The organism is Brevundimonas sp. NPDC055311, assembly GCF_053645695.1.
In genome coordinates, this window is sequence record NZ_JBSHMV010000002.1 from 182,012 (window position 1) to 203,912 (window position 21,901).

General features: G+C 68.5%; 23 protein-coding genes. 10 read left to right on the plus strand and 13 right to left on the minus strand.

Annotation, left to right across the window (positions count from 1 at the left end; genetic code table 11):
- Window positions 1–58: 58 nt before the first annotated feature.
- Entirely contained in the window at window positions 59–769 is a 711-nt protein-coding gene (locus tag ACWIDZ_RS06715) for a YggS family pyridoxal phosphate-dependent enzyme (protein ID WP_453988174.1), read from the minus strand.
- Here ACWIDZ_RS06715 and ACWIDZ_RS06720 point away from each other — a divergent pair.
- Window positions 768–1,430 carry a thiamine phosphate synthase gene (locus ACWIDZ_RS06720; RefSeq protein ID WP_453988173.1) on the plus strand — a complete coding sequence of 221 codons (663 nt, stop codon included), beginning with the start codon at window positions 768–770 and terminating at the stop codon, window positions 1,428–1,430. The genes ACWIDZ_RS06715 and ACWIDZ_RS06720 overlap by 2 nt on opposite strands.
- 15 nt (window positions 1,431–1,445) lie before the next feature.
- Here ACWIDZ_RS06720 and ACWIDZ_RS06725 read toward each other — a convergent pair whose 3' ends face one another.
- On the minus strand, window positions 1,446–1,847 hold the full coding sequence (locus ACWIDZ_RS06725) for an NtrZ family periplasmic regulatory protein (protein ID WP_088410783.1): 402 nt from the start codon (window positions 1,845–1,847) through the stop codon (window positions 1,446–1,448).
- 348 nt (window positions 1,848–2,195) lie between these two features.
- Here ACWIDZ_RS06725 and ACWIDZ_RS06730 point away from each other — a divergent pair, with 348 nt between their 5' ends.
- The 4 genes from ACWIDZ_RS06730 to holA all read left to right on the plus strand — a co-directional run bounded on the left by ACWIDZ_RS06730 (window position 2,196) and on the right by holA (window position 6,869).
- The gene (locus tag ACWIDZ_RS06730; protein WP_088410782.1) at window positions 2,196–2,645 is read left to right on the plus strand and encodes a DUF3576 domain-containing protein; all 450 of its coding nucleotides are present in this window, start codon (window positions 2,196–2,198) and stop codon (window positions 2,643–2,645) included.
- Window positions 2,646–2,744: 99 nt separating this feature from the next.
- On the plus strand, window positions 2,745–5,324 hold the full coding sequence (leuS, locus tag ACWIDZ_RS06735) for a leucine--tRNA ligase (protein WP_453988172.1): 2,580 nt from the start codon (window positions 2,745–2,747) through the stop codon (window positions 5,322–5,324).
- Window positions 5,324–5,806, plus strand: coding sequence for an LPS assembly lipoprotein LptE (gene lptE, locus ACWIDZ_RS06740; protein WP_291780418.1), 483 nt, complete (start codon window positions 5,324–5,326; stop codon window positions 5,804–5,806). Before leuS ends, lptE begins: the two co-directional genes overlap by 1 nt.
- A 10-nt stretch (window positions 5,807–5,816) precedes the next feature.
- The gene (holA, locus tag ACWIDZ_RS06745) at window positions 5,817–6,869 is read left to right on the plus strand and encodes a DNA polymerase III subunit delta (protein WP_453988171.1); all 1,053 of its coding nucleotides are present in this window, start codon (window positions 5,817–5,819) and stop codon (window positions 6,867–6,869) included.
- Window positions 6,870–6,888: 19 nt separating this feature from the next.
- On the opposite strand, the gene ACWIDZ_RS06750 is transcribed toward holA, so the two are convergent.
- From ACWIDZ_RS06750 to hemE, 11 genes are all read right to left on the minus strand, one after another.
- Window positions 6,889–7,080, minus strand: a complete 192-nt coding sequence (locus ACWIDZ_RS06750) for a hypothetical protein (RefSeq protein ID WP_291780425.1) — start codon at window positions 7,078–7,080, stop codon at window positions 6,889–6,891.
- A gap of 259 nt (window positions 7,081–7,339) precedes the next feature.
- On the minus strand, window positions 7,340–8,182 hold the full coding sequence (locus ACWIDZ_RS06755; protein WP_453988287.1) for a ParB/RepB/Spo0J family partition protein: 843 nt from the start codon (window positions 8,180–8,182) through the stop codon (window positions 7,340–7,342).
- Window positions 8,183–8,257: 75 nt separating this feature from the next.
- Entirely contained in the window at window positions 8,258–9,094 is an 837-nt protein-coding gene (locus ACWIDZ_RS06760; protein ID WP_291780431.1) for a ParA family protein, read from the minus strand.
- Window positions 9,084–9,704, minus strand: a complete 621-nt coding sequence (rsmG, locus tag ACWIDZ_RS06765) for a 16S rRNA (guanine(527)-N(7))-methyltransferase RsmG (RefSeq protein ID WP_346485358.1) — start codon at window positions 9,702–9,704, stop codon at window positions 9,084–9,086. The genes ACWIDZ_RS06760 and rsmG overlap by 11 nt, the downstream gene beginning before the upstream one ends.
- Window positions 9,704–11,617, minus strand: a complete 1,914-nt coding sequence (gene mnmG, locus ACWIDZ_RS06770) for a tRNA uridine-5-carboxymethylaminomethyl(34) synthesis enzyme MnmG (RefSeq protein ID WP_453988286.1) — start codon at window positions 11,615–11,617, stop codon at window positions 9,704–9,706. Before mnmG ends, rsmG begins: the two co-directional genes overlap by 1 nt.
- Before the next feature lie 63 nt (window positions 11,618–11,680).
- Window positions 11,681–12,994, minus strand: coding sequence for a tRNA uridine-5-carboxymethylaminomethyl(34) synthesis GTPase MnmE (gene mnmE / locus ACWIDZ_RS06775; protein ID WP_453988170.1), 1,314 nt, complete (start codon window positions 12,992–12,994; stop codon window positions 11,681–11,683).
- A gap of 24 nt (window positions 12,995–13,018) precedes the next feature.
- Window positions 13,019–13,258 carry a DUF6489 family protein gene (locus tag ACWIDZ_RS06780; protein WP_003166554.1) on the minus strand — a complete coding sequence of 80 codons (240 nt, stop codon included), beginning with the start codon at window positions 13,256–13,258 and terminating at the stop codon, window positions 13,019–13,021.
- 86 nt (window positions 13,259–13,344) lie between these two features.
- On the minus strand, window positions 13,345–14,844 hold the full coding sequence (gene rho / locus ACWIDZ_RS06785) for a transcription termination factor Rho (RefSeq protein WP_343830002.1): 1,500 nt from the start codon (window positions 14,842–14,844) through the stop codon (window positions 13,345–13,347).
- Window positions 14,845–15,094: 250 nt separating this feature from the next.
- Window positions 15,095–15,562, minus strand: coding sequence for a CopD family protein (locus tag ACWIDZ_RS06790; protein WP_291780444.1), 468 nt, complete (start codon window positions 15,560–15,562; stop codon window positions 15,095–15,097).
- A 10-nt stretch (window positions 15,563–15,572) separates the two neighbouring features.
- On the minus strand, window positions 15,573–16,652 hold the full coding sequence (gene hemH / locus ACWIDZ_RS06795; protein WP_453988169.1) for a ferrochelatase: 1,080 nt from the start codon (window positions 16,650–16,652) through the stop codon (window positions 15,573–15,575).
- Entirely contained in the window at window positions 16,649–17,683 is a 1,035-nt protein-coding gene (gene hemE, locus ACWIDZ_RS06800; RefSeq protein ID WP_343830005.1) for a uroporphyrinogen decarboxylase, read from the minus strand. Before hemE ends, hemH begins: the two co-directional genes overlap by 4 nt.
- Before the next feature lie 484 nt (window positions 17,684–18,167).
- Here hemE and ACWIDZ_RS06805 point away from each other — a divergent pair, with 484 nt between their 5' ends.
- Genes ACWIDZ_RS06805 through ACWIDZ_RS06825 form a run of 5 tightly spaced genes read left to right on the plus strand, consistent with a single transcriptional unit; the run spans window position 18,168 to window position 21,896 of the window.
- Window positions 18,168–19,037: a pyruvate, water dikinase regulatory protein gene (locus tag ACWIDZ_RS06805; protein WP_291780450.1), complete on the plus strand. Its 870-nt coding sequence runs from the start codon at window positions 18,168–18,170 to the stop codon at window positions 19,035–19,037.
- The gene (locus tag ACWIDZ_RS06810) at window positions 19,034–19,633 is read left to right on the plus strand and encodes a Maf family protein (protein WP_453988168.1); all 600 of its coding nucleotides are present in this window, start codon (window positions 19,034–19,036) and stop codon (window positions 19,631–19,633) included. Before ACWIDZ_RS06805 ends, ACWIDZ_RS06810 begins: the two co-directional genes overlap by 4 nt.
- Window positions 19,630–20,469 (plus strand): shikimate dehydrogenase family protein, encoded by an 840-nt coding sequence (locus ACWIDZ_RS06815; protein ID WP_453988167.1) that lies wholly within the window; start codon window positions 19,630–19,632, stop codon window positions 20,467–20,469. Before ACWIDZ_RS06810 ends, ACWIDZ_RS06815 begins: the two co-directional genes overlap by 4 nt.
- Window positions 20,466–21,089, plus strand: a complete 624-nt coding sequence (gene coaE / locus ACWIDZ_RS06820) for a dephospho-CoA kinase (protein ID WP_453988166.1) — start codon at window positions 20,466–20,468, stop codon at window positions 21,087–21,089. The genes ACWIDZ_RS06815 and coaE overlap by 4 nt, the downstream gene beginning before the upstream one ends.
- Before the next feature lie 54 nt (window positions 21,090–21,143).
- Window positions 21,144–21,896, plus strand: coding sequence for an aminoglycoside phosphotransferase family protein (locus ACWIDZ_RS06825; protein WP_453988285.1), 753 nt, complete (start codon window positions 21,144–21,146; stop codon window positions 21,894–21,896).
- Window positions 21,897–21,901: the final 5 nt, after the last annotated feature.

The window sequence follows — 21,901 nt, forward strand, 5'->3', positions numbered from 1 at the left end:
TCTTTAGAATGGCGAGGCTTGGGCCGAACGCCAAGGGCGCCGGGCGCGATATTGCGTCCTAAGAGGTCGCAGGAACCATATTTCGTTCCCCGAACAGCGCTGAACCGACCCGAACATGGGTCGCGCCCGCCTCGATCGCCGTCAGATAGTCGCCGCTCATGCCCATCGACAGGACGCTCAACCCGTTGCGTGCGGCGATTGCGGCCAGCAAGGCGAAGTGCGGCGCCGGATCTTCATCGGCCGGGGGAATGCACATCAACCCCTCGACCGTCAGACCGTGGACGTCGCGCGCGGCGGCGATCAGGGCGTCGGCGTTTTCCGGCGAAACGCCCGCCTTCTGCGGCTCGGCGCCCGTATTGACCTGAACCAGCAGGCGGGGGCGGCGCCCCGTCCTGCGCACGGCGGCGGCGAGAGCGGCCGCCAGACGTTCGCGGTCCAGGGTCTCGATGACGTCGAACAGTTCGACCGCCTCCTGCGCCTTATTGGTCTGCAGGGGGCCGATCAGGCGCAGCTCCAGGTCCGGCAGGGCGGCGCGGCGGTCTTCCCAGTGCGCCCTCGCCTCCTGAACCCGGTTCTCGCCGAACACCCGCTGGCCGGTTGCGAGGGCGGCTTCCAGAGCGGCGTCGCCTTGCGTCTTGGACACCGCCGTCAGCACCACCGAAGCAGGGTCGCGGCCCGCCGTCAGGGCTGCATCATGGATGCGGCGACGCACCTCGGCAAAGCGGTCGGCGATGGACGAAGCGGCGAAAGCGGGCGTAGTGGCGGTCATGATCCTGTCCGAACTCATGGCCGAGGACGCGCGCACGCTGTGGGACGCCGCTCAGGCCCTGTCCCAGTCTGTAGCCCTCACGGCGGCGCCTGTCAGCCCGCGCCCCCTGCCGCCCCTGCTGTTCTTCACCGATCCGGCGCGGACGCCCCGCCCGTGGGAGACGGCGGCGCGGTTGCCGGCCGGCGCGGGGGTCGTGTATCGCGCCTTCGGCGCCGCCGATGCGGTCGAGACCGGGCTTCGACTGCGCGAGGCGACGCGGGCGGCGGGCGTCCTGCTGCTGGTCGGACTGGACGCCGCCTTGGCTGAACAGGTGGGGGCTGACGGCGTGCACCTGCCCGAGCGCGCCCTGTCGTCGGCCTACGCCCTGTCGGGACGGCGCCCGGACTGGCTGCTGACGGGCGCGGCCCATTCGGAAGCGGCTGTGCGCGGCGCGCGCGACCTGCACGCCCTGGTGCTGTCGCCGGTCTTTCCCGCAGGCGGCGCCTCGGCGGCCAAACCCGCGCTGGGAGTGAAGGCCTTCTCCGCCCTGGCGGCCCTGGCCCCCTGCCCGGTCTACGCCTTGGGCGGCGTCACGGCGCGCAACGTCCAAGCTCTCGGCGAATCAGGCGCGTGCGGCCTGGCCGGCGTGGAGGCGATCCAGACGGCGTTCACCTCTCGCTGAGAGAGGCGATCGGGATCAGAATTTGAAGATGGTCTCGAGACGCACGCGCGGGGCGGCGCGGCGATCGGCGGCGCTCTCGGGGGCGCGGGCCGGGTCGACTTCGGGAGAAGCCAGATTGGCGGCGGCGCCGACCCGCAGGCGCGGGCTGAGGCGGTAGTAGGCCCCGGCCTCGACATCGCCCCAGTCGGCTTCGCGGCCGACGGGCTGGTTCAGGTTGAAGTTCAGGCCCCAGCGGCCGTTCTCGTTCCAACGCAGGCCGCGGCGCTGGCCGGCCGCCGGAGTGCTGGGCGACTGGGCGGCGACGTCGGTCAGGCTGACGGCGGGAGCGCGGCCGCGCGTCTGGGCGGCGGCGTCAGTCGTCATCCCGGCCAAGGCCAGGGCGCCCACGCTTGCAGCGATGACGGCGACGAAACGCATTTCACCCACCCTATGGACCGCTCGTCTTCTGCGGCGATCCTTGTTGACGACCTCAGAGCGCGTCTGAACGAGCCGCGTCTGATCTGGGGATAAGATATGGACTGCATTCCTACGGTCAACGCAACGTAGCCCTATGGCAGAGGTTCCAGGCGACTCCGGCGCGGGCTGTGGCGCCCTTGTCACGCCAAAGGGCGAGACAGAGGCCCTTATCGGTCGCCTCTCATGCGGGATCGCCTTGTCATCGCCCCTTTTCGCCGTGTTATAGAGCGTTGCTGACGCGTGCGAGCGTGGGCGTCGTCAGGCGACGTCCTCTCCTACGTTCGTCAAACCCTTTACGGAGATCACGGAATGGCTCTTGTTCGCGGCGCTGCGTTCGCCCTGATCGCCTCGGGCCTGCTGCTCGGGGGCTGCTCCAGCCTTCCGTTCGGCGGGTCGAAGGCCAAGGCGCCCACCATGGAGGCCCAGCTGGGCATCGGCGTGAACGCCTATCTGTGGCGCGCCACCCTGGACACCCTGTCCTTCATGCCCCTGGACAGCGCCGACCCGTGGGGCGGCGTGGTGAACTATGACTGGTACGTCAATCCGCAGGCGCCGAACGAGCGCTTCAAGGCGACCGTCTTCATCCTGGACCGCCGTCTGCGCGCCGACGCCCTGAACGTCGCCATCACCAAGGAAGTCAAGGACGCCGCCGGCGCCTGGGTTTCCGCTCCGGTCGCGGCCCAGACCGAAACCGATCTGGAGAACGCCATCCTGACCAAGGCGCGCCAGCTCAACCTCGCCAACGCGGCCCGTCGCTAAGACAAAGCCGCTAAGACCGGCCGCCTAACCTCTTTCGTCTCAATGCGTCCTCAGGCCCGCCTCAAGCTTCGCGCCTGAGGCGCCGCCTCAGGATACGCCGTGGCCCGTTACGAGCCTAAGACCGCCGAACCCCGCCAGCAGGCCCGATGGGCCGCGGCCGACGCCTTTTCGGTGTCCAACGCCGACACCGGCCGCCCGAAATATTACGTCCTGGAGATGTTCCCCTATCCGTCGGGCAACATCCACATGGGCCACGCCCGCAACTATGTGATGGGCGACGTGGTGGCGCGCTGGAAACGGGCGCAGGGGTTCGACGTCCTGCACCCGATGGGCTGGGACGCCTTCGGCATGCCCGCCGAGAACGCGGCCATGGAGCGCGGCGTCCATCCCGGCGACTGGACCTGGTCCAACATCGCGACGATGCGCGACCAGCTGAAGCTGCTGGGCCTGTCGCTGGACTGGAGCCGCGAGTTCGCCACCTGCGACCCCGAATACTATGGCAAGCAGCAGGCCTGGTTCCTGGAGCTGTTCAAGCGCGGCCTGGTCTATCGCAAGGACGGCGTGGTCAACTGGGATCCGGTCGACAACACCGTCCTGGCCAATGAGCAGGTCATCGACGGGCGCGGCTGGCGCTCGGGCGCCGTGGTCGAGAAGCGCAAGCTGAATCAGTGGTTCCTGCGTATTACTCAGTATGCGGACGACCTGATCGACGGTCTGGCCGAACTGGAAGGCCGTTGGCCCGAGAAGGTCCGCCTGATGCAGGAAAACTGGATCGGCCGGTCCAAGGGTCTGCAAATGAAATGGGCTTGGTCGGGCGCCGCCCCGGCCGGTTTCGACGACGGGCTGGAGATTTACACCACCCGCCCGGACACCCTGTTCGGCGCCAGCTTCATGGGCCTGGCCCCCGATCATCCGATCTCGAAGCAACTGGCCGAGGCCGACCCCAAGGTCGCCGCCTTCGTCGCCGAATGCCGCAAGGGCGGCGCCAGTCAGGCCGACATCGAACAGGCCGAGAAGATCGGCTGGGACACGGGGCTGAAGGTCATTCATCCCTTCACCGGCGCCGAAGTCTCGGTGTGGATCGCCAACTTCATTCTGTCCGACTACGGAACGGGCGCCATCTTCGCCTGCCCGGCGCATGACCAGCGCGACCTGGACTTCGCCCGCAAATACGACCTGCCGGTGATCCCCGTCGTCCGCCCCGAAGGCGCGCGCGACGACTTCGCCGTGGCGGACGAGGCCTATACCGGCCCCGGCTCCATCTTCCATTCCGACTTCCTGAACGGCCTGGACATCGAGACCGCCAAGGCCGAGGCCATCCGCCGCATCGAGGCCGCCGGAACAGGCGAAGGCGCGACCATCTATCGCCTGCGCGACTGGGGCGTCAGCCGCCAACGCTACTGGGGCTGCCCCATCCCGGTCATCCACTGCGAGGCCTGCGGCGTCGTGCCGGTCCCGGCCGATCAGCTGCCAGTCGAACTGCCCAAGGACGTCACCTTCGACGTGCCCGGCAACCCGCTGGACCGTCACCCGACCTGGAAGCACGTCAACTGTCCGTCGTGCGGCGCCGCCGCCCGGCGTGAGACGGACACGCTGGACACCTTCGTGGACAGCTCCTGGTATTTCGCCCGCTTCGCCGACCCCAAAGCCGCCGAGCCGATCAACAAGGCCGCCGCCGCCAAATGGCTCCCGGTGGACCAATACATCGGCGGCGTGGAACACGCGGTCCTTCACCTGCTCTACGCCCGCTTCATCACCCGCGCCCTGTCGGACGCTGGCCTGATGGACGTGAAGGAGCCCTTCGCGGGCCTGTTCACCCAGGGCATGGTGGTCCACGAGACCTATTTCGACGGCCATGAAGACAGCGGCAAGCCGCGCTGGGTCGAACCGTCCGACGTGCGCATCGAGACCGTGGACGGCCAGCGTGTCGCCACCCGCCTGTCCACCGGCGCCGCCGTCACGATCGGCGACATCGAAAAGATGTCCAAGTCCAAGAAGAACGTGGTCGCGCCCCAGGACATCATCGCCGCCTATGGCGTGGACGCCGGACGCCTGTTCATCCTGTCCGACAGCCCGCCCGAGCGTGACATTCAGTGGTCGACCGGCGGGGTCGAGGGCGCCGCCCGCTTCGTCCAGCGCGTCTGGGGCGAGTACGCCGCCTTTGACGCCGCCGCGCCCGCCAACGCCGATGCGGACGCCGTCCTGATCCGTGAGACGCACAAGGCCGTCAAGGCCGTCAGCGAGGGCGTCGAGCACTTCCGCTTCAACTCGGCCGTGGCCAAGCTCTACGCCTTCCTGGCGACCATCCGTCAGCACGACAAGGCGGGCGCCGAGGCGAGGAAGACCGCCCTGGCCGCCCTGGCCCGGCTGATGGCGCCCTTCACCCCGCACCTGGCCGAGGAATGCTGGACCCAACTGGGCGAGGCCGGAATGGTGCTGGACGCGCCCTGGCCCGTCTTTGACGCCGCCCTGGCCGCCGACGACCAGGTCACCCTGCCCGTCCAGATCGGCGGCAAGCGTCGCGGCGAGGTCGTCCTGCCGCGCGGGTCGGACAATGCGGCGGTCGAGGCCGCCGCCCTCGCCAATCCGACGGTTCAGGCCTACCTTGCCGCCAACAACCTCAGCATCCGCAAGGTGATCGTGGTGCCCGACCGTATCGTCAATCTGGTGGCCGGCTGATGCGTCGGCTGGCCCTGCTCGGCGTCCTGGCGGGCGCAAGCCTGCTGTCCGCCTGCGGCTTCACGCCCATGTATGGCGACAGCGGGGTCAGCAGCGGCCTGTCGCGCATCGCCGTGACGACGCCCGACGATCGCCTCGGCTACCGCCTGCGCGAGCAGCTTGAGGACGCCTTCGGCCGCGACGCCGCGCAAGCGCCGCTCTATCGCCTGACGACCGAGGTCGAGCACAAGCGCCGCCCCCTGGGCCGCCGCATCGACGACACGGCCAGCCGCTATGAGCTGACGGTCAGGGCCGCCTGGTCGCTGACCCCGGTGGCGGGCGGCGAACCCCTCAAGGGCGTCCAGACGACCACGGTGACCTACGCCTCTGCGGACCAGCCCTACGCCGCCATCGCCGCCCAGCAGGACGGCGAGGACCGCGCCGCCGCCGACCTGGCCCGCCTGATCCGCCTGGACATGATGCGCGTCCTGGCGGGACGCTGAAGGCCGCCGCATGATCCTGTCCAAGCGGCCCGACGTCGACCGCTTCCTGAAGGCGCCGGACCCCGCCGTCCGCGCCGCCGTCATCCACGGCAAGGACCGTTCGGGCGTGACCGAGCGCGCCCTGACGCTGTGCCGAACGATCACGCCGGACCTGAACAATCCCTTCAACGTCACCCTGCTGACCGAAGCCGACATCGACGGCGACGCCGTGCGGCTGGAAGAGGCTTTGACGGCGCTCAGCATGATCGGCGGGCGACGCCTGGTGCGCATCCGGATGTCGGACGGCAAAGCGGGCGTGGACAAGACCGTGGCCGCCGCCCTGACGGCGCACGCCGAGGGCGCCTACAACCCCGACGCCATGCTGGTCGTCGAGGCCGGGGCGCTCGGTCGTGAATCCGCCCTGCGCAAGGCTGCGGAAAAGGCCCAGGGCGCGGTCGCCATCGCCTGCTATGAGGATGAGGTCGGCGACGTCGCCCGCATGACGCGCGAGGCCCTGGGCGCCGACAAGGTGGGCCTGAGCTCGGACGCCCTGGACCGGTTCGTCGCCCGCCTGCCCCGCGAGCGCGGCCTGATGCGCCAGGAGATCGAGCGGCTGATCCTCTACATCGGCCCCGGATCCGGCCGCACCATCGATGTCGAGGAGTTGGACGCCCACCTGGGGGTCGAGCCCGACGCCTCCCTGTCCGACGCCGCGCTACAGGCGTTCGGCGGCCGCCCCGGCCCCGCTCAGGCTGGCCTGCGCCGCGCCCTGGCCGAGGGCGAGAGCGCCGTCATGGCGGTCCGCATGGCCTCGCTTCACCTTGGAAAGCTGCGCCGGATCAACGTCCTGCAGGCCAATGGCGCGGGCGCCAAGGAGGCCGCCAAGGCCGCCGGCGTCTTCTGGAAGCAGGAGGCCGAAATGCTGCGTCAGGCGCGCGGGTGGCGGCTGGAGCTGCTCGACGAGGTGCAGGACAGCGTCAACACCGCCGACGTCATGACCAAGACCACGGGCATGCCCGAGGCCCTGATCGCCGAACGCCTGCTGCTGGAGATCGCCGCGCGCGCCAAACGCATGGGGCTTTGACGCGGCCGCTCGCCTACGCTCATCCCCGCTTGGACGCACGGCGAAAGGCCGGCTTGTTCAGGGCGGCGGCCTGACGCTGCATCGAGGTTTCGGTCGTACGTCCTCCGACAGCACCGCCGAACCCGGCGCCGTTCGAGCTCTTCGCCTGCTTCGCCGCCAGGGCGCGCTTGAGCGCTTCAGACGCGCTCGCCTTCTCAGATTTCTCGGTCATGGGCCGCATCCTAGCAGGAAGCGCCAGGAAAGGGGCCTCCAACGCCTGCATCAGTCCGTCGCCTCTAGGGTCCATAGGGGCTGACGATCACGCCAAACACGCGGTATTGACAGAAACGTATATAGAGGTTTTCTATGGCGAGGATCGGTCCTCGATCATCGATCGGGTCGTCCGGCGCGCTCCCACCTGCTGGCGTGTCGGCCCCGCTCTCATCCCCGACTTGCCCGTCCCGGTTCGGTCCTGGACGGGCTTTTTCGTTTCAGCCCCTCATCAGGCGGCGGCACAGGTCGTCGAGTTGTTCCAGCGTGCCGTATCGAACGGTGATCTCGCCCTTTCCGCCCTTGTCGGCCAGAGACACCTTCAAGCCCAAGGCGTCCGACAGGTCCTGTTCCAGAGCGGCGATGTCGGCAGCGCCTTCGCCCCCCGCTCCTGCCCTAACCTTGGGCGCCTTCGGTCCCTCGGCGGCGCGACGGGCCAGAGCCTCGGTCTGACGCACGTTCAGGCCCTTTGAGATCACCTCCTGCGCCAACTGTTCGGCATTCGGCGCAGTGATCAGGGCGCGGGCATGACCTGCCGACAATTCGCCGCGCACCACATGCTCGCGCACCGCCTCGGGCAGTTGCAGCAGGCGAAGGGTGTTGGCGACATGGCTGCGGCTCTTGCCCACCACCCCGGCCAGGGCGTCCTGGGTGCGGCCGAAGCGCTCCATCAGCACGGCGTAGGCGTTGGCCTCCTCCATCGGATTCAGGTCCGCGCGCTGGACGTTCTCGATGACGCCGACCTCCAGCACCTCGATGTCGTCCATCTCGCGCACGACGATCGGCACCTGGGTCAGGCGGGCCGCCTGAGCCGCCCGCCAGCGACGCTCGCCGGCGATGATCTGCCATTGCCCCGGTTGGCCCGGCTGGGTGCGGACCAGAATGGGCTGCAGCACCCCCTTGTCGCGGATCGACGCCGTCAGTTCGTCCAGATCGGTCTGGGCGAAGATCTTGCGCGGCTGGTCCGGATTGGGCTTCAGCGCCTCGATCGGGGCGCGCTGAACGCCAGCCGGCGCGGGACCGGTCGCATCGACAGCGACGGGATCCTGCGCATTTTCTCCCAGAAGCGCCGAGAGACCCCGGCCCAGACCACGCTGACGTTCAGACAAGATGCTGTTTCCGCTGCTTTACAAGTTGGATCAGGCGGCCAGGGCCTGACGACGCTGGCGCTCGCGCGCCACCAGTTCGCGGGCCAGCTTCAGATAGGCCTGGCTGCCCGCACATTTCAGATCATAGATGAGGGCCGGCTTGCCGAACGACGGCGCCTCGGACACTCGGACGTTACGGGGGATGACGCTGTCATAGACCTTGTCCCCGAAGTGGGCGCGCACGTCGGCCGCCACCTGGCCCGACAGGGCGTTGCGACGGTCGTACATGGTCAGCACCAGGCCCTGAATATCCAGCGCCGGATTCAGGCTCTGACGCACCATCTCGATCGTCCGCATCAGCTGCGTCAGGCCCTCCAGGGCGAAGAATTCGCACTGCAGCGGCACCAGAACCGCATCCGCCGCCGCCATGGCGTTTAGCGTCAGCAGGTTCAGCGACGGCGGGCAGTCGATCAACACATAGTCATACCGGGAATGACCGTTGCCGCCCTGCTTCGCCAGGGCGTCGCGCAGACGATAGGAACGGCGATCCGACTGGCTCAGTTCAATCTCGACTCCTGACATGTCGGGATCGGCGGCGACGATAAACAGGCCAGGCACGGCGGTCTCGATCGCCGCCTCATCCACCGGGCGGCCGTCGACGATGACGTCATAGATGGTCACCCGCCGTGTTTCACGTGGAACACCCAGCCCCGTGGAGGCGTTGCCCTGCGGGTCCATATCGACGATCAGCACCTTCTCGCCGATCGCCGCCAGGGCCGTGCCCAGATTGATGGCGGTCGTGGTCTTGCCCACCCCGCCCTTCTGGTTCGAGACCGCCAGGACGCGGGTTTCATGAGCGCGGGGCGGCTTTACGGACTCAACGGACACGGCGAAGGCTCCCCAGTGAAACGATGCGGCCGCGCGGATCGCTGCGCGAGACCGTAAGCTCGGCCTCAAACTGCCAGACCCGACGGGCCTCTTTCAACTCAGCCTCGGCCTTCTCTCCCTTGAGGAACAGGCCTTTTGCACCGCGTTGGAAGTAGGGTTGTGCATAACCCAGAAGCTTCTCCATCGCCGCCACCGCGCGCGCCGTGACGATATCGACCGTGATCGCCTGCTCCTCGGCCCGCCCATTGACGACCGTGGCGGGCAGATCCAGCGCATCGACGATGGTCTGAAGAAAACGACAGCGCTTGCCCAGGCTGTCGACCAGCCAGACATGGGCGCCGGGCCGGCCCTTCAGAAGGATGGCCAGAACGACGCCGGGAAACCCCGCCCCTGCCCCCAGATCGGCCCAGGTCTTCGCTTCCGGCGCAAGGTCCAGCAACTGGGCGCTGTCCCAGGCGTGACGGTTCCAGAAGTCTGGAAGCGTGTCGGGACCGACCAGGTTCATCACCGCATTGGCCTCGGTCAGCATGGCCAGAAAGGTCTTCAGGTCGGCGATGTTGGCGTCGTTGGCGCCGGTCTGGGCGCGGAAAGTCTGAATGGCGTCCGACATCAGGCGACGACCGCCGACAGGTCGGCCGCCACGCCCTTGACCTTCTTCACATGCGCCAGAAGCGCCGTCAGGGCGCCCGGCGTCATGCCTTCAATCCGCCCCGCCTGGCCCAGGGTCAGCGGGCGGATCATGGCCAGCTTCTCGCGCACCTCGTTCGACAGGGCGCCGATGGCCGCGTAGTCGAGGTCGGCCGGCAAGGCCAGCCCCTCCTCCCGCCGCAGCGCCTCCGCGTCCTGGGCCTGGCGGTCCAGATAGCCCGCGTAGACGGCGTCGATCTCGACCTGTTCGCGCACGGCGGCCGGCCAGTCGACGATCTCGGGGCGGATGGCGACGAAGTGATCCAAGGACACATCGGGGAAGGCGAGCAGATCGCGGATCGAACGACGCTGCCCGTCGGCGTTGACGGTAATGCCGAGCGCCCCCGCCTCCTTGGGCGTGAACTGTGTTTCACGTGAAACACGGTTCGCCCGGTCCAACCGATCGGCCTTGTCCAGCCATACCTTGGCGCGGTCTGCGCCCACGATGCCCGCCTCGATGCCGATGGGCGTCAGGCGCTGATCCGCATTGTCGGCGCGCAGGGTCAGCCGATACTCGGCCCGACTAGTGAACATGCGATAGGGTTCGGTCACGCCCCGCGTCACCAGATCATCGATCATCACCCCGATATAAGCCTGATCCCGGCCAAGGACCAGCGGGGCCGACCCCGCCGCCGCGCGGGCGGCGTTGAGCCCGGCGATCAGGCCTTGCGCCCCCGCCTCTTCATAGCCGGTCGTGCCGTTGATCTGGCCCGCCAGGTACAGGCCGGGCCGCTTCTTGACCTCCAGCGCGGGCGTCAGCTCGCGCGGGTCGACATAGTCGTACTCGATGGCGTAGCCGAAGCGGAACACCTCGACCGCTTCCAGCCCCGGCATGGTTTTGAGGAAGGCCATCTGGGTCGTGTCGGATACCGAGGTCGAGATGCCGTTCGGATAGACGCTGGGATCATCCAGCCCTTCCGGTTCCAGGAAGACCTGGTGGCTGGTCTTGTCGGCGAAGCGGACCACCTTGTCCTCGATGGAGGGGCAATAGCGCGGCCCCCGGCCCGAAAGCCGTCCGCCATAGACAGCGCTTTCGCCGAGGTTGTCGGCGATGATGCGGTGCGTCTCTTCCGTCGTGTGGGTGACGCCGCAGGCGATTTGCGGCACGTCGATGCGATCGGTCAGGAAGCTGAAGGGCACGGGCTGGTCGTCCGCCGCCTGCATCTCCAGCCGCTCCCAAGCGATGGTGCGTCCGTCCAGACGGGCGGGCGTGCCGGTCTTCAGTCGGCCCATCATCAGGTCGGCGGCGTGCAGATCACCGGCCAATCCGGTCGAAGGGTCTTCGCCATAGCGCCCCGCCGGAATCCGCAGATCGCCGCGATGGATGACGCCGTTAAGGAAGGTGCCGGTCGTCAGCACCACGGCGCCGGCGCGGATCGTCTCCCCTGCCCCTGTCGTCACGCCGACCACGCGGTCGCCGTTCAGGATCAAGCCCTCGGCCGTGCCCGCCATCAGGGTCAAGTTGGCATAATCCGCCAGTTCGGCCTGCATGGCCTCGCGATACAGGCCTCGGTCGATCTGGCTGCGCGGGCCGCGCACAGCGGCGCCCTTGGATCGATTCAACATGCGGAACTGGATGCCCGACACGTCCGCCAGCCGCCCCATGACGCCGTCCAGGGCGTCGATCTCGCGCACAAGATGCCCCTTGCCCAGGCCGCCGATGGCCGGGTTGCAGCTCATCTCGCCGATGGTCTCCAGCTTCTGGGTCAGAAGCAGGGTGCGCGCGCCTGCGCGCGCCGCGGCGGTCGCCGCCTCGCAACCGGCGTGACCGCCGCCGATGACGACGACGTCGAAGGTGTGGTCGGGGGTCGAACTCATGGCGTCCACATAGTCCATTCGAGCCGGAATCGCCACCGGCCCCACAACGGTTGTTTCACGTGAAACGGGCGAAAGCCGGGCCTATTTGCCGATGCAGAAGGAAGAAAAGACCTCGCCCAGAACGTCCTCCACCCCTATGGCTCCGGTGACGCGGGCCAGGGCGTCAGCGGCGCGGCGTAGGTCGTCCCCCGCCATCTCCGGCGCCAAATCGAGCGCGCGGCGCCCCGCCTCGACAGCGGCCAAGGCCTCTGCCAGGCGGCGACGATGCCGCTCGCGCGTCACCGCCGGGAAGTCGGCGCCCGACAGGTCACGCGCCAGGCGGGCCGCGATCCAGTCGTGCAGTTCGGCCAGCCCCTGCCCTGTCGTCGTGCTCACGCTCAGGGCCTCGAGAGCGGGCGCGACCGCCACGGCGCCGAGGTCGGCCTTGTTCAGCACCTGAAGATCGGACGGGCGGACGAAGACAGAGGCCGGGTCCTCAGCCCCCTCGGTCGAAGGGGAGCGGACCCACAGGCGCAGGTCTGCGCCCTCCGCGCGCAGGCGGGCGCGGCGAATGCCCTCGGCTTCGACCGGATCGTCGCTGTCGCGCAGGCCCGCCGTGTCCGACAAGGTGACGGCGTAGCCGCCGATCATGATGTCCGCGTCCAGCACGTCGCGCGTCGTCCCGGCGATGGGGGTGACGATGGCGGCTTCACGCGCGACCAAGGCGTTGAACAGGGAAGACTTGCCCGCATTCGTCTCGCCGATCAGAACGATGCGATAGCCTTCGCGCACCCGTCGCCCGCGATCAGAATCGGCCAGGGCCGCGCGCAGGTCTCCAGCCAGAGCGTCCAGCACCGGTCCGGCGGTGCGCGCCAGATTGTCGGGCACTTCCTCGTCGGGAAAGTCGATCTCGGCCTCGACCAGGGACAGGGCCTTCAGCAGGTCGCGGCGAAATCCGGCGTAGGCGGCTGACAGGGCGCCGTCCAGCTGGCCCAGGGCCTGAGACTTCTGGGCTTCTGTTTCGGCGTCAATCAGATCGGCGACGGCCTCGGCCTGGGCCAGATCCATGCGGCCGTTCTGGAAGGCGCGACGGGTGAACTCGCCGGGCTCGGCCGGACGCAGGCCCAGAGCGATCAGGACGGTGCTGGCCGCTTCCACCACGGCGCGACCGCCATGCAGATGCAGTTCGGCCGAATCCTCGCCCGTGTAGGAGCGCGGAGCGACAAAGCGCAGCACCAGAGCCTCGTCGATCAGACGGCCTTCGTGGCGCAGGCTGCGCACCGAGGCCAGGCGCGGGGTCAGCCCCCCTGCCCCCAGCGCCGTCAGCGCCGACTCCGTGGCCGCCCCGGACAGGCGCAGCACCGCGATGGCACCCCGCCCCGGCGGGGTGGCGAGGGCGAAGATGGTGTCGCTCACGTCGTCAGGCCCACGTCGTCAGATTCAGGGCTTGGCCGCGCCCGTGACGGCGGCTTCCATCAGGCGGCGGAACTGGTCCTGGGCCTGAACGCCGAAGCTGGTCCAGGTCTTCATCAGTTCGTCGGGCTGCATGGCGGCCATGTTGGCGTCCATCCGCTTCTGCATCTCAGCGACCAGATGATCGTTAAGCGGCGTCACATCCGGCAGGCCCAGGAAGGCGCGGGCCTCGGCCGGGGTGCAGTCGATCTCGATGTTCAGCTTCATGACGTTCGCCTTTCAGACCGGGGCGTGTTTCACGTGAAACAGCCCTCAAGCAGCCGCCCGCCGCGCGGGCGGCGCAAGGGCCAGTATCAGGTGTTCATCGACTGGAAGAAGTCCGCGTTGTTCTTGGACTGGCGCAGCTTGTCGAGCAGGAACTCGATCGCGTCCTGCGGACCCATCGGGTTGAGGATACGGCGCAGGACATAGGTCTTGGCCAGTTGATCCTTCGGCGTGATGAGGTCTTCCTTGCGGGTACCGGACTTGAGCACGTCGATGGCCGGGAAGATGCGCTTGTCGGCGACCTTGCGGTCCAGCACGATTTCCGAGTTGCCGGTGCCCTTGAACTCTTCGAAGATCACCTCGTCCATGCGGCTGCCGGTGTCGATCAGGGCCGTGGCGATGATGGTCAGCGAGCCGCCCTGCTCCACATTACGCGCGGCGCCGAAGAAGCGCTTCGGACGTTGCAGGGCGTTGGCGTCGACGCCGCCGGTCAGCACCTTGCCCGACGACGGAACGGTGGCGTTGTAGGCGCGGCCCAGGCGGGTGATGGAGTCCAGCAGGATCACCACGTCCTTCTTGTGCTCGACCAGGCGCTTGGCCTTTTCGATCACCATTTCGGCGACGGCGACGTGGCGCGAGGCGGGCTCGTCGAAGGTCGAGGCGACGACCTCGCCCTTCACCGTGCGCTGCATGTCGGTGACTTCTTCGGGGCGTTCGTCGATCAGCAGGACGATCAGGAAGACTTCCGGGTGGTTGCGCTCGATCGACTTGGCGATGTTCTGCAGCATGACCGTCTTACCGACGCGCGGCGGGGCGACGATCAGGCAGCGCTGGCCCTTGCCGAGCGGGGCGACGATGTCGATGACCCGGCCCGAACGGTCCTTCAGCGTCGGGTCCTGGATTTCCATGTGCAGCCGCTCTTCGGGATAGAGCGGCGTCAGGTTGTCGAACAGGACCTTGGTCTTGACCATCTCCGGATCTTCGAAGTTGATCGTGTCGACCTTGAGCAGGGCGAAATAGCGCTCGCCCTCACGCGGGCCGCGCACGGCGCCGTGCACCGTGTCGCCCGAGCGCAGGCCGAAGCGGCGGATCTGCGACGGCGAGACATAGACGTCGTCCGGACCCGGCAGGTAGTTGGCGTCGGGGCTGCGCAGGAAGCCGAAGCCGTCCGGCAGGATCTCCAGCACGCCCGAGGCGATGATCTCGACCTCTTCGTCGGCCAGGGTCTTGAGGATGGCGAACAGCAGGTCCTGCTTGCGCAGATTGCCGGCGTTCTCGATGTCCAGACCCTCGGCGAAGGCGACCAGGTCTTCCGGCGTCTTCTCGTTCAGTTCCTGAAGCGTGATGCGGCCGTTGGGGACGATGGGTTCGCCGTCGTCGTCCTCATCGTCGTCCTCGGCCGTGGTGTCGACGCCGTGATCGTCGTCTTCAGCGACGGGCGCGACGACGGTTTCTTCCGGCGCGGCTTCCTCGACCGGCGCAGCGGCGCGGCTGCCGCCCAGGCTCAGGGTGCGACGCGGCCGCTCGACAGGCGTTTCCGCCGTATTTTCAGGGACTTCGGTTTCCGGCGTCTCAGGCGTATCGGTCATGATGGCGTGCTCGTTCGCGCACCCGAACGCCGCGGGGCGCCCAGGAGCAGAAGGTCGTCGATGGTTTCAGCCGCAGGGGCTGCGAGGGAGGGCGACGGTCTCCCGCAGGTTCGAACCGGCAGGCGTCGCGAAAAGAGAGGGACCGCACTGCACGGATCGGCCGCACGGTTCACCGTAGCGGAACCACGAAAGACCCGCGCGGGTCAAGGCCCCTCAAGCAGCGCGCGCCCCGTCGCTCGCGTCAGGACTTCTAAAATGTCCACTCCATCGTCACCGACAACACCATGATGATGGCCAGGACGAAGGGAATCTCATTGGTCATCCGCCAGAAACGCCCCGAATATTTCGACGTGCCGGCCGCGATCTTCTTGCGCTGCCCAGCCAGGAAGCCGTGCCAAGCCGCCAACAAGAATACGCCGATCAGCTTGGTCACCATCCACGGCTGATGGGCGAAGGACCAGTCGGCGCCGTCGCCGCTGCGCAGCCACAGCAGCCAGCCGCCGAAGACGAAGGCCAGGATCATCGCCGGATTGATGATGATGCGCAGCAGACGCGTCTGCCAGACCCGCAACAGGGCCTGCATCTCGCCGCGCAGGGGTTCGGGCTTGGCGTTCTGCTCGGCGTCATAGGCGAACAGACGCGGGAGGAAGAGCATTCCGGCCATCCAGGCGATCACCGCCAGAATGTGCAGCCCGCGGGCCAGGTTGTAATAGTCCATGTCGCTCCCCTCAAGCCGCCCTGGAGACCTTTGAACAGCCAGACGGACAGGCTTTCAAGTGGGCGCATGGTCCGCCCTGAGAAGCCCCCTGCGGCGCGATTCCCGGCGTCTCCAGCGCCCGCTCGACCGCTTGGGCCAGGGCGGTGATGAAGACCGGGTCGGCGCTGACCGTCGGCGCGCGCAAATAAGGGGCGCAACCGACCTTGTGCGCCAGTTCGCCGTATTCCATGTCCAGTTCGACCAGGGTCTCGATGTGTTCAGAGACGAAGGCGATGGGCACGACGACGGCGCCCACGCCGTCCCGGCCCGCCTGCTCGATGGCGTCCGGCGTGGCCGGTCCCAGCCATTTCAGCGGCCCGACCCGGCTCTGATAGCAGATGGCCCAATCGGTCAGGCTCATGTGCTCGACCACGGCGGCCACGGTGGCCTCGACCTGAGCCTGATAAGGATCGCCGGCGGCGACCAGCTTCTCAGGGATGCCGTGGGCCGAGAACAGCACGCGAACCGGCTTTCCTTCGGCCTTATCAAGCGTTTGCCTGATAAGACGCGCCTGGGCCTCGATCAGCCCCTCAGCGTCCGGATAGCAGCAGACGACGTGGGTCTCGCCGGGGCCGTCGTAGCACTCGGTCCACTTCTTCAGCGAGGAGGCCGTCGTGGTGGTCGAGAACTGCGGATAGAGGGGCAGAAGGACGATCTTGTCCGGCTGGAACGCCTTGACCCCCGCCGCCGTCTCTTCCGTCAGCGGATGCCAGTAGCGCATGGCGATGAAGACGCGGCTGTCGTCGCCCGGCGCGGAGTCGGCCAGGGCGCGCGACAGGGCTTCGGCCTGCTTCTGCGTCTCGGGCAGCAGGGGAGAGCCGCCGCCCATCAGGGCGTAGTTGGCCTGGGCCGAGGTCTCGCGACGGCTGGAGATCAGCTTCGCCAGCGGCGTACGCACGATCCCCGGCAGGCCGATGATGGCCGGGTCGTTGAACAGGTTGAACAGGAAGGGTTTGACCGCTTCGGGGCGATCAGGACCGCCCAGATTGGTCAGAACGACCGCCACGCGCCGGTTGGGTCGTCCCTCGGGGTTTGTGGCGGTCCGGGTCATTGGGCGCCGATCCGCTTCAGCACCTGTTCGACATGGGCGATCGGAACGTCCGGCAGGATGCCGTGGCCCAGATTGAAGATCCACGGCCCCTGGCCCCAGGCCTCCATCAGCTGGTCGACGCGGCGGTCCAGGGCGTCGCCGCCCGCACGCAGCAGCAGGGGGTCCAGCGCGCCCTGGATGGGCTTGATGGCCTGGACGCGCTGGCCGACCTCCAGAGGACAGGCGGTGTCCAGCGCCACGCCCTGAACGTCGCATTCGCGCGCATAGCGTTCAGCCAGGGCCGCCGAGCCCCTCGGGAAGCCGATCAGAGGCACGGTGACCCCCAGTTCGCGGGCGCGGGCGACCAGCTTCTGATGCGGCTTGAGCACCAGGGTTTCGAACAGATCGTCGGGCAGGCCCTCGGCCCAGCTCTCGAAGATCTTCAGGACCTGGGCGCCGGCGTCCTGCTGCATCTTCAGATAGTGGGCGGTGGCTTCCACCAGCACGTCCAGCAGACCGTAGACGATCTCGGGCTGGGTGTAGGCGTAGGTGCGCGCCAGACCGCGCTCGCCCTTGCCCATGGTGCGGTGTTCGCCGTCCAGCATATAGGTGGCCACGGTCCACGGCGCCCCGGCGAAACCGATCAGGGCGCGTTCAGGCTCCAGTTCCGCTCGCACCAGGCTGAGCGTCTGGCCCACGGCCTTGAGCGCTTCTCCAGCCTGCTGAGCCTTGTCGGCCATCGACTGCACCGACGGCAGGGCGCCCAGACGCGGCCCCTCCCCCGCCTCGAACCACACCTTCTGGCCCAGGGCGCCGGGGATCAGCAGGATGTCGGCGAAGACGATGGCGGCGTCGAAGCCGAAACGGCGCATCGGCTGCAACGTCGCCTCCGCCGCCATCTCAGGGTTCAGACAGAAGGCGATGAAGTCCGGCGCCTTGGCTCGCAGCTCGCGGTATTCCGGCAGGTAGCGCCCGGCCTGACGCATGAACCATACGGGCGGGCGAGAAAGGGTTCGGCCCTGGAGAGCCTGGATTAGAAGGGGCGTGCTCATGTCTCGGCCTTTAGGATGCACACCCTCAAGCCTCAATCCCTATTCAGATTTAAGAATTGAAAGAATTAGAGGTTGGAAGCAGGGCCGGGGAGCGCGGGGATAAGTGTCGGCAGTCCCGGTTCGACTCCCTTTTGTCCCCTGTCGGCGACGGAGAAATCCGGGCGTTTACAAGGCGGGGTGTGAGTCATGGGGATAAGCCGTGAAACACCCGCGGGACTCGGCTTCCTCTCTGGGCGCCGTTGTGGGTGAATCCACGGGCGCCGTTGTTGGACAAATTGTCCGACCCCCAGAACGGGATGAATCTCCGGCGCCCAGGCGGACGACTCCGGCGCCGATCCCGCCAACGGCGCCCGCGATCCCCGCTCGCGACCGGCGGCGGGGCTTGCTAGAGGATTCGGCGCCCGGTCTTTCACGAACGGCGCCCCGGCTTTTCAACAGGGCGCGGGGATGGTCTGACCGGTTCGGAGAAGGAGACGCCGTCCTCATGAGCCCCGCCCGCCCTCCCGGCGCCTCGCGCCTGGCCACCTATTTTCACGTCCACCTGGTGTCGGACTCGACCGGCGAGACGCTGAACGCCATGGCCAAGGCGGTGATCGCCCGCTTCGACGGCGTCATTCCGATCGAGCACATCTACGCCCTGGTGCGGTCGACCAAGCAGATGGATCGCGTGCTTGAAGAGGTGGCGGCGGCCCCCGGCGTGGTGCTGCACACCCTCGTCGATCGGGACCTGCGCGAGCAGCTGGAGGAAGGCTGCCGTCGGCTGCAGATGCCGCAGATCGGGGCGCTGGACCCGCTGGTGGGGGCCTTGTCGCGTTATCTGGGGGCGGATGTTTCGGCGCGGGTCGGGGCGCAGCACGCCCTGGATACGGGCTATTTCAACCGCATGAGCGCGCTCGACTACGCCATCGCCCATGACGACGGCCAGGGCACGCTGGAGCAGCTGGAGGCGGCGGACGTGGTGCTGTGCGGCGTCAGCCGCACCTCCAAGACGCCGACCTGCATCTATCTGGCGCATCGAGGCATTCGCGCGGCCAATGTGCCCCTGGTGCCTGGTCAGGAGGACGGCGAGCGGCTGACCGGGCTGAAGAATCCCCTCGTCGTCGGCCTGACCGTGTCGCCCGATCGGCTGGTGCAGATCCGCCGCAACCGGCTGGACGGGCTCAATGCGGGCCACGCCTCGGCCTATGTCGATCATGACGCCGTGCGCGAAGAGACCATCAAGGCCCGACGCGCCTTCGAGCGGCGCGGCTGGCCGACCATCGATGTGACGCGCCGCTCGGTCGAGGAGACGGCGGCCGCCATCATCAACCTTTTGAGCGAGCGGCGCAGCCGCAAGCTGGGAGCCCCGATGTGACGACGACCGAAGGCGAACGCCTGATCCTGGCCTCCAAGAGCGCCGCGCGCCGCGCCATGCTGAGCGATGCGGGCGTGCCCTTCGTCGTCCAGGTCGCCGATGTGGACGAGGACGCGCTGAAGACGCCGGGCGTCGATCCGGTCGAGCTGGCGGTCGAGCTGGCGCGGGCCAAGGCCCTGGCGGTGTCGCGCCATGACGCCGACGCCTGGGTGTTGGGCGCCGACCAGACCCTGGCCTTCGACGGCGGTCTGGTGTCCAAGGCGGCGACGCTGGACGCCGCGCGCGAACGGCTGTCGGTCATGCGCGGCCGCACGCATCAGCTTCATTCGGGCGCCGCCCTGGCCCGCAACGGCCAGGTCGTCTGGTCCGGCGTCGATACGGTCGAGATGAAGATTCGGGACTTCTCCGATGCCTTCCTCGACGCCTATCTGGCGGCGGAGGGCGAGGCGCTGCTGTCCTGCGTCGGCTCCTACCGGCTCGAGGGGCTGGGCGCGCAGCTGTTCGAGGCGGTGGAAGGCGACTATTTCACGGTCCTGGGCCTGCCGCTGTGGCCGGTCCTGGCCGAACTGCGTCGCGCGGGGGTGATCGCATCATGAACGGCAAGCCTGTCGGTCGCATCACCGGCGCCGCCCTGCTGGGCGGCATCGTCGGATATCCGGTCAGCCATTCGCTCAGCCCGGTGATCCACAACGCCTGGCTGGAGGCGGGCGGGATCGACGCCGCCTACGCCGCCTTCGCGCCCCGGGATGCGGCGGGGTTCGAGGCTTTGGTGGCGGCGGGCCGCGCGGGGCTGATCGCCGGCGTCAACGTCACGGCGCCGTTCAAGGAACAGGCCTTCGCCCTGGCCGATGAAGCAGGGGCGGCGGCGCGCCTGACCGGCTCGGCCAACATCCTGGTCTTCGAAGAGGGCCGGGTGCGGGCCGAGAGCGCCGACGGCGCGGGCGTGCTCTACGCCCTGGCGGAACAGGCGCCGGGGCTGAAGCTGAACGGCGCCTCCGTCGTCATCCTGGGCGCGGGGGGCGCGGCGCGGGCGGGCGCGGGCGCCCTGATCGAGGCGGGCGCCGCCCTGTCCATCCTGAACCGCACGCGCGAGCGGGCCGAGGCCCTGGCCGCCGACCTGGGCCCGGCCGTTTCGGTCGCCCCGGACGCCGGCGTGCTGAAAGACGCCGATCTGGTCATCAACGCCTTGAGCGTGGCGCCGGACATCGCGCTGGAAACGCTCAAGCCGTCGGCGGTGGTCATGGACATGACCTACAAGCCCGTCGTCACGCCCCTGCTGGCGGCGGCGCGGGCGCGCGGCCTGACCGCCGTGGACGGTCTGGCCATGCTGATCGGCCAGGCGACGCCGTCATTCGAGGCCATCTTCCGCCGCCCGCCGCCGCTCCTGGACCTGCGCGCCCTGCTTCTGGCGCATCTCGGAGAAGCGGTTTGATCGTCCTCGGCCTGACCGGCTCCATCGGCATGGGCAAGTCGACCACGGCGCGGATGTTCGCTGACGAAGGCGCCGTGGTGTGGGACGCCGACGCCGCCGTTCATCGCCTCTACGCCCCCGGCGGCGCGGCGGTCGCTCCGTTGGCGCAGGCCTTTTCCGGCGTGGTCGTGGACGGGGCTGTGGATCGGTCGCGTCTGGCCGAAGCCCTGGGTCGCGACGAGGCCGCCTTCCAGCGGCTGGAGGCCATCGTCCATCCGCTGGTCGCGGCTGACCGGGCCGAGACCTTGAAGACGGCGGCCGCGCAGGGCGCCCGGCTGGCGGTCGTGGACATCCCCCTTTTGTTCGAGACCGGCGGCGAGGCTTTCGTCGACGCCGTGGTCGTGGTCACGGCGGACGTCGAGGTTCAGGCCCAGCGCGTCCTGGCCCGCCCCGGCATGACGCGCGAACGGTTCGAAGCCATCCTGGCGCGCCAGACGCCGGACGCCGAAAAGCGCGCGCGCGCCGACTTCCTGATCGACACAGGCCACGGCCTGGAGGCAGCGCGCGACCAGGTGCGCGCGGTCGTGAAGACCGTTCTGTCGCCGGACTGGCGATCGCCAACGAGCGCCGCCGGAGCATGACGCCGCCCGGGGTCCCTTCCGTCTGGAAGCTGATGAAGCTGACCCTCCGAGGGGATTGGCGGCTCGGTCTGGCGAGCCGTGGACAGCGACGGCCGCACGAGCGTGGTCAAACGTCTGAGCCCGCAGGCGGCGCCGGACGCGCCCCAGGCCCTGGCCTGGCTGCGTTGGCGTGACGGAGCCGGCGCGATCCGCCTTCTAGGCGCGGAGGGGGATTGGCAATGGCTTGAGGACGCCGGCCGCCGCACCCTGACCTCGGTGCTGGACGTCGAGGGCGACGCCGCCGCGACCCGCATCGCCGCCGATGTGCTGGGCGCGCTTCACGCGCCTTCGGATCGCCCGGCCGGGGGCCTCCAGACCATGGAGGACCGTTTCGCGGCGTTGAGGCTTGAGGCCGACAATCAGGGCGGCTTGTTCGGCGAGGCCGCAGGCCTTGCAGCGAGCCTGATGTCGGAAGGCGCGTCGATCCGGCCGCTGCACGGCGATCTTCATCACGACAACATCCTGCACGGCCCACGCGGCTGGCTGGCGATCGATCCGCACGGCGTCCTGGGCGATCCGGCCTATGATGCGGCCAATCTGCTCTACAATCCTGTGGAGCGGCAGGATCTTCGAACCGATCCCGAGCGGGCGCAGCGTCTGGCCCGGACCCTGGCGCCGGCGGTCGGACGGCCGGCACAGGCGATCCTGGCCTGGGGATTCTGTCACGCCTGCCTCTCCGCCGCCTGGCATCTGGAGGATGAGAACCGCGAGGAGGCGGCGCGCAGTCTGGAGGTCGCTCAGGCCATCCGTCGGACCCTGGAGGTCTGAGGCTT

Excerpts from the sequence above, each read along its gene's own strand:
- ACWIDZ_RS06720 (WP_453988173.1), top strand. The coding sequence starts at position 768 with ATGATCCTGTCCGAACTCATGGCCGAGGACGCGCGCACGCTGTGGGAC.
- ACWIDZ_RS06780 (WP_003166554.1), bottom strand. The coding sequence starts at position 13,258 with ATGAAGCTGAACATCGAGATCGACTGCACCCCGGCCGAGGCCCGCGCC.
- lptE (WP_291780418.1), top strand. The coding sequence starts at position 5,324 with ATGCGTCGGCTGGCCCTGCTCGGCGTCCTGGCGGGCGCAAGCCTGCTG.
- holA (WP_453988171.1), top strand. The coding sequence starts at position 5,817 with ATGATCCTGTCCAAGCGGCCCGACGTCGACCGCTTCCTGAAGGCGCCG.
- ACWIDZ_RS06725 (WP_088410783.1), bottom strand. The coding sequence starts at position 1,847 with ATGCGTTTCGTCGCCGTCATCGCTGCAAGCGTGGGCGCCCTGGCCTTG.
- ACWIDZ_RS06730 (WP_088410782.1), top strand. The coding sequence starts at position 2,196 with ATGGCTCTTGTTCGCGGCGCTGCGTTCGCCCTGATCGCCTCGGGCCTG.
- ACWIDZ_RS06815 (WP_453988167.1), top strand. The coding sequence starts at position 19,630 with ATGAACGGCAAGCCTGTCGGTCGCATCACCGGCGCCGCCCTGCTGGGC.
- ACWIDZ_RS06715 (WP_453988174.1), bottom strand. The coding sequence starts at position 769 with ATGACCGCCACTACGCCCGCTTTCGCCGCTTCGTCCATCGCCGACCGC.
- ACWIDZ_RS06750 (WP_291780425.1), bottom strand. The coding sequence starts at position 7,080 with ATGACCGAGAAATCTGAGAAGGCGAGCGCGTCTGAAGCGCTCAAGCGC.
- mnmG (WP_453988286.1), bottom strand. The coding sequence starts at position 11,617 with ATGGACTATGTGGACGCCATGAGTTCGACCCCCGACCACACCTTCGAC.
- ACWIDZ_RS06805 (WP_291780450.1), top strand. The coding sequence starts at position 18,168 with ATGAGCCCCGCCCGCCCTCCCGGCGCCTCGCGCCTGGCCACCTATTTT.
- rho (WP_343830002.1), bottom strand. The coding sequence starts at position 14,844 with ATGACCGATACGCCTGAGACGCCGGAAACCGAAGTCCCTGAAAATACG.
- rsmG (WP_346485358.1), bottom strand. The coding sequence starts at position 9,704 with ATGTCGGACGCCATTCAGACTTTCCGCGCCCAGACCGGCGCCAACGAC.
- ACWIDZ_RS06790 (WP_291780444.1), bottom strand. The coding sequence starts at position 15,562 with ATGGACTATTACAACCTGGCCCGCGGGCTGCACATTCTGGCGGTGATC.
- hemH (WP_453988169.1), bottom strand. The coding sequence starts at position 16,652 with ATGACCCGGACCGCCACAAACCCCGAGGGACGACCCAACCGGCGCGTG.
- hemE (WP_343830005.1), bottom strand. The coding sequence starts at position 17,683 with ATGAGCACGCCCCTTCTAATCCAGGCTCTCCAGGGCCGAACCCTTTCT.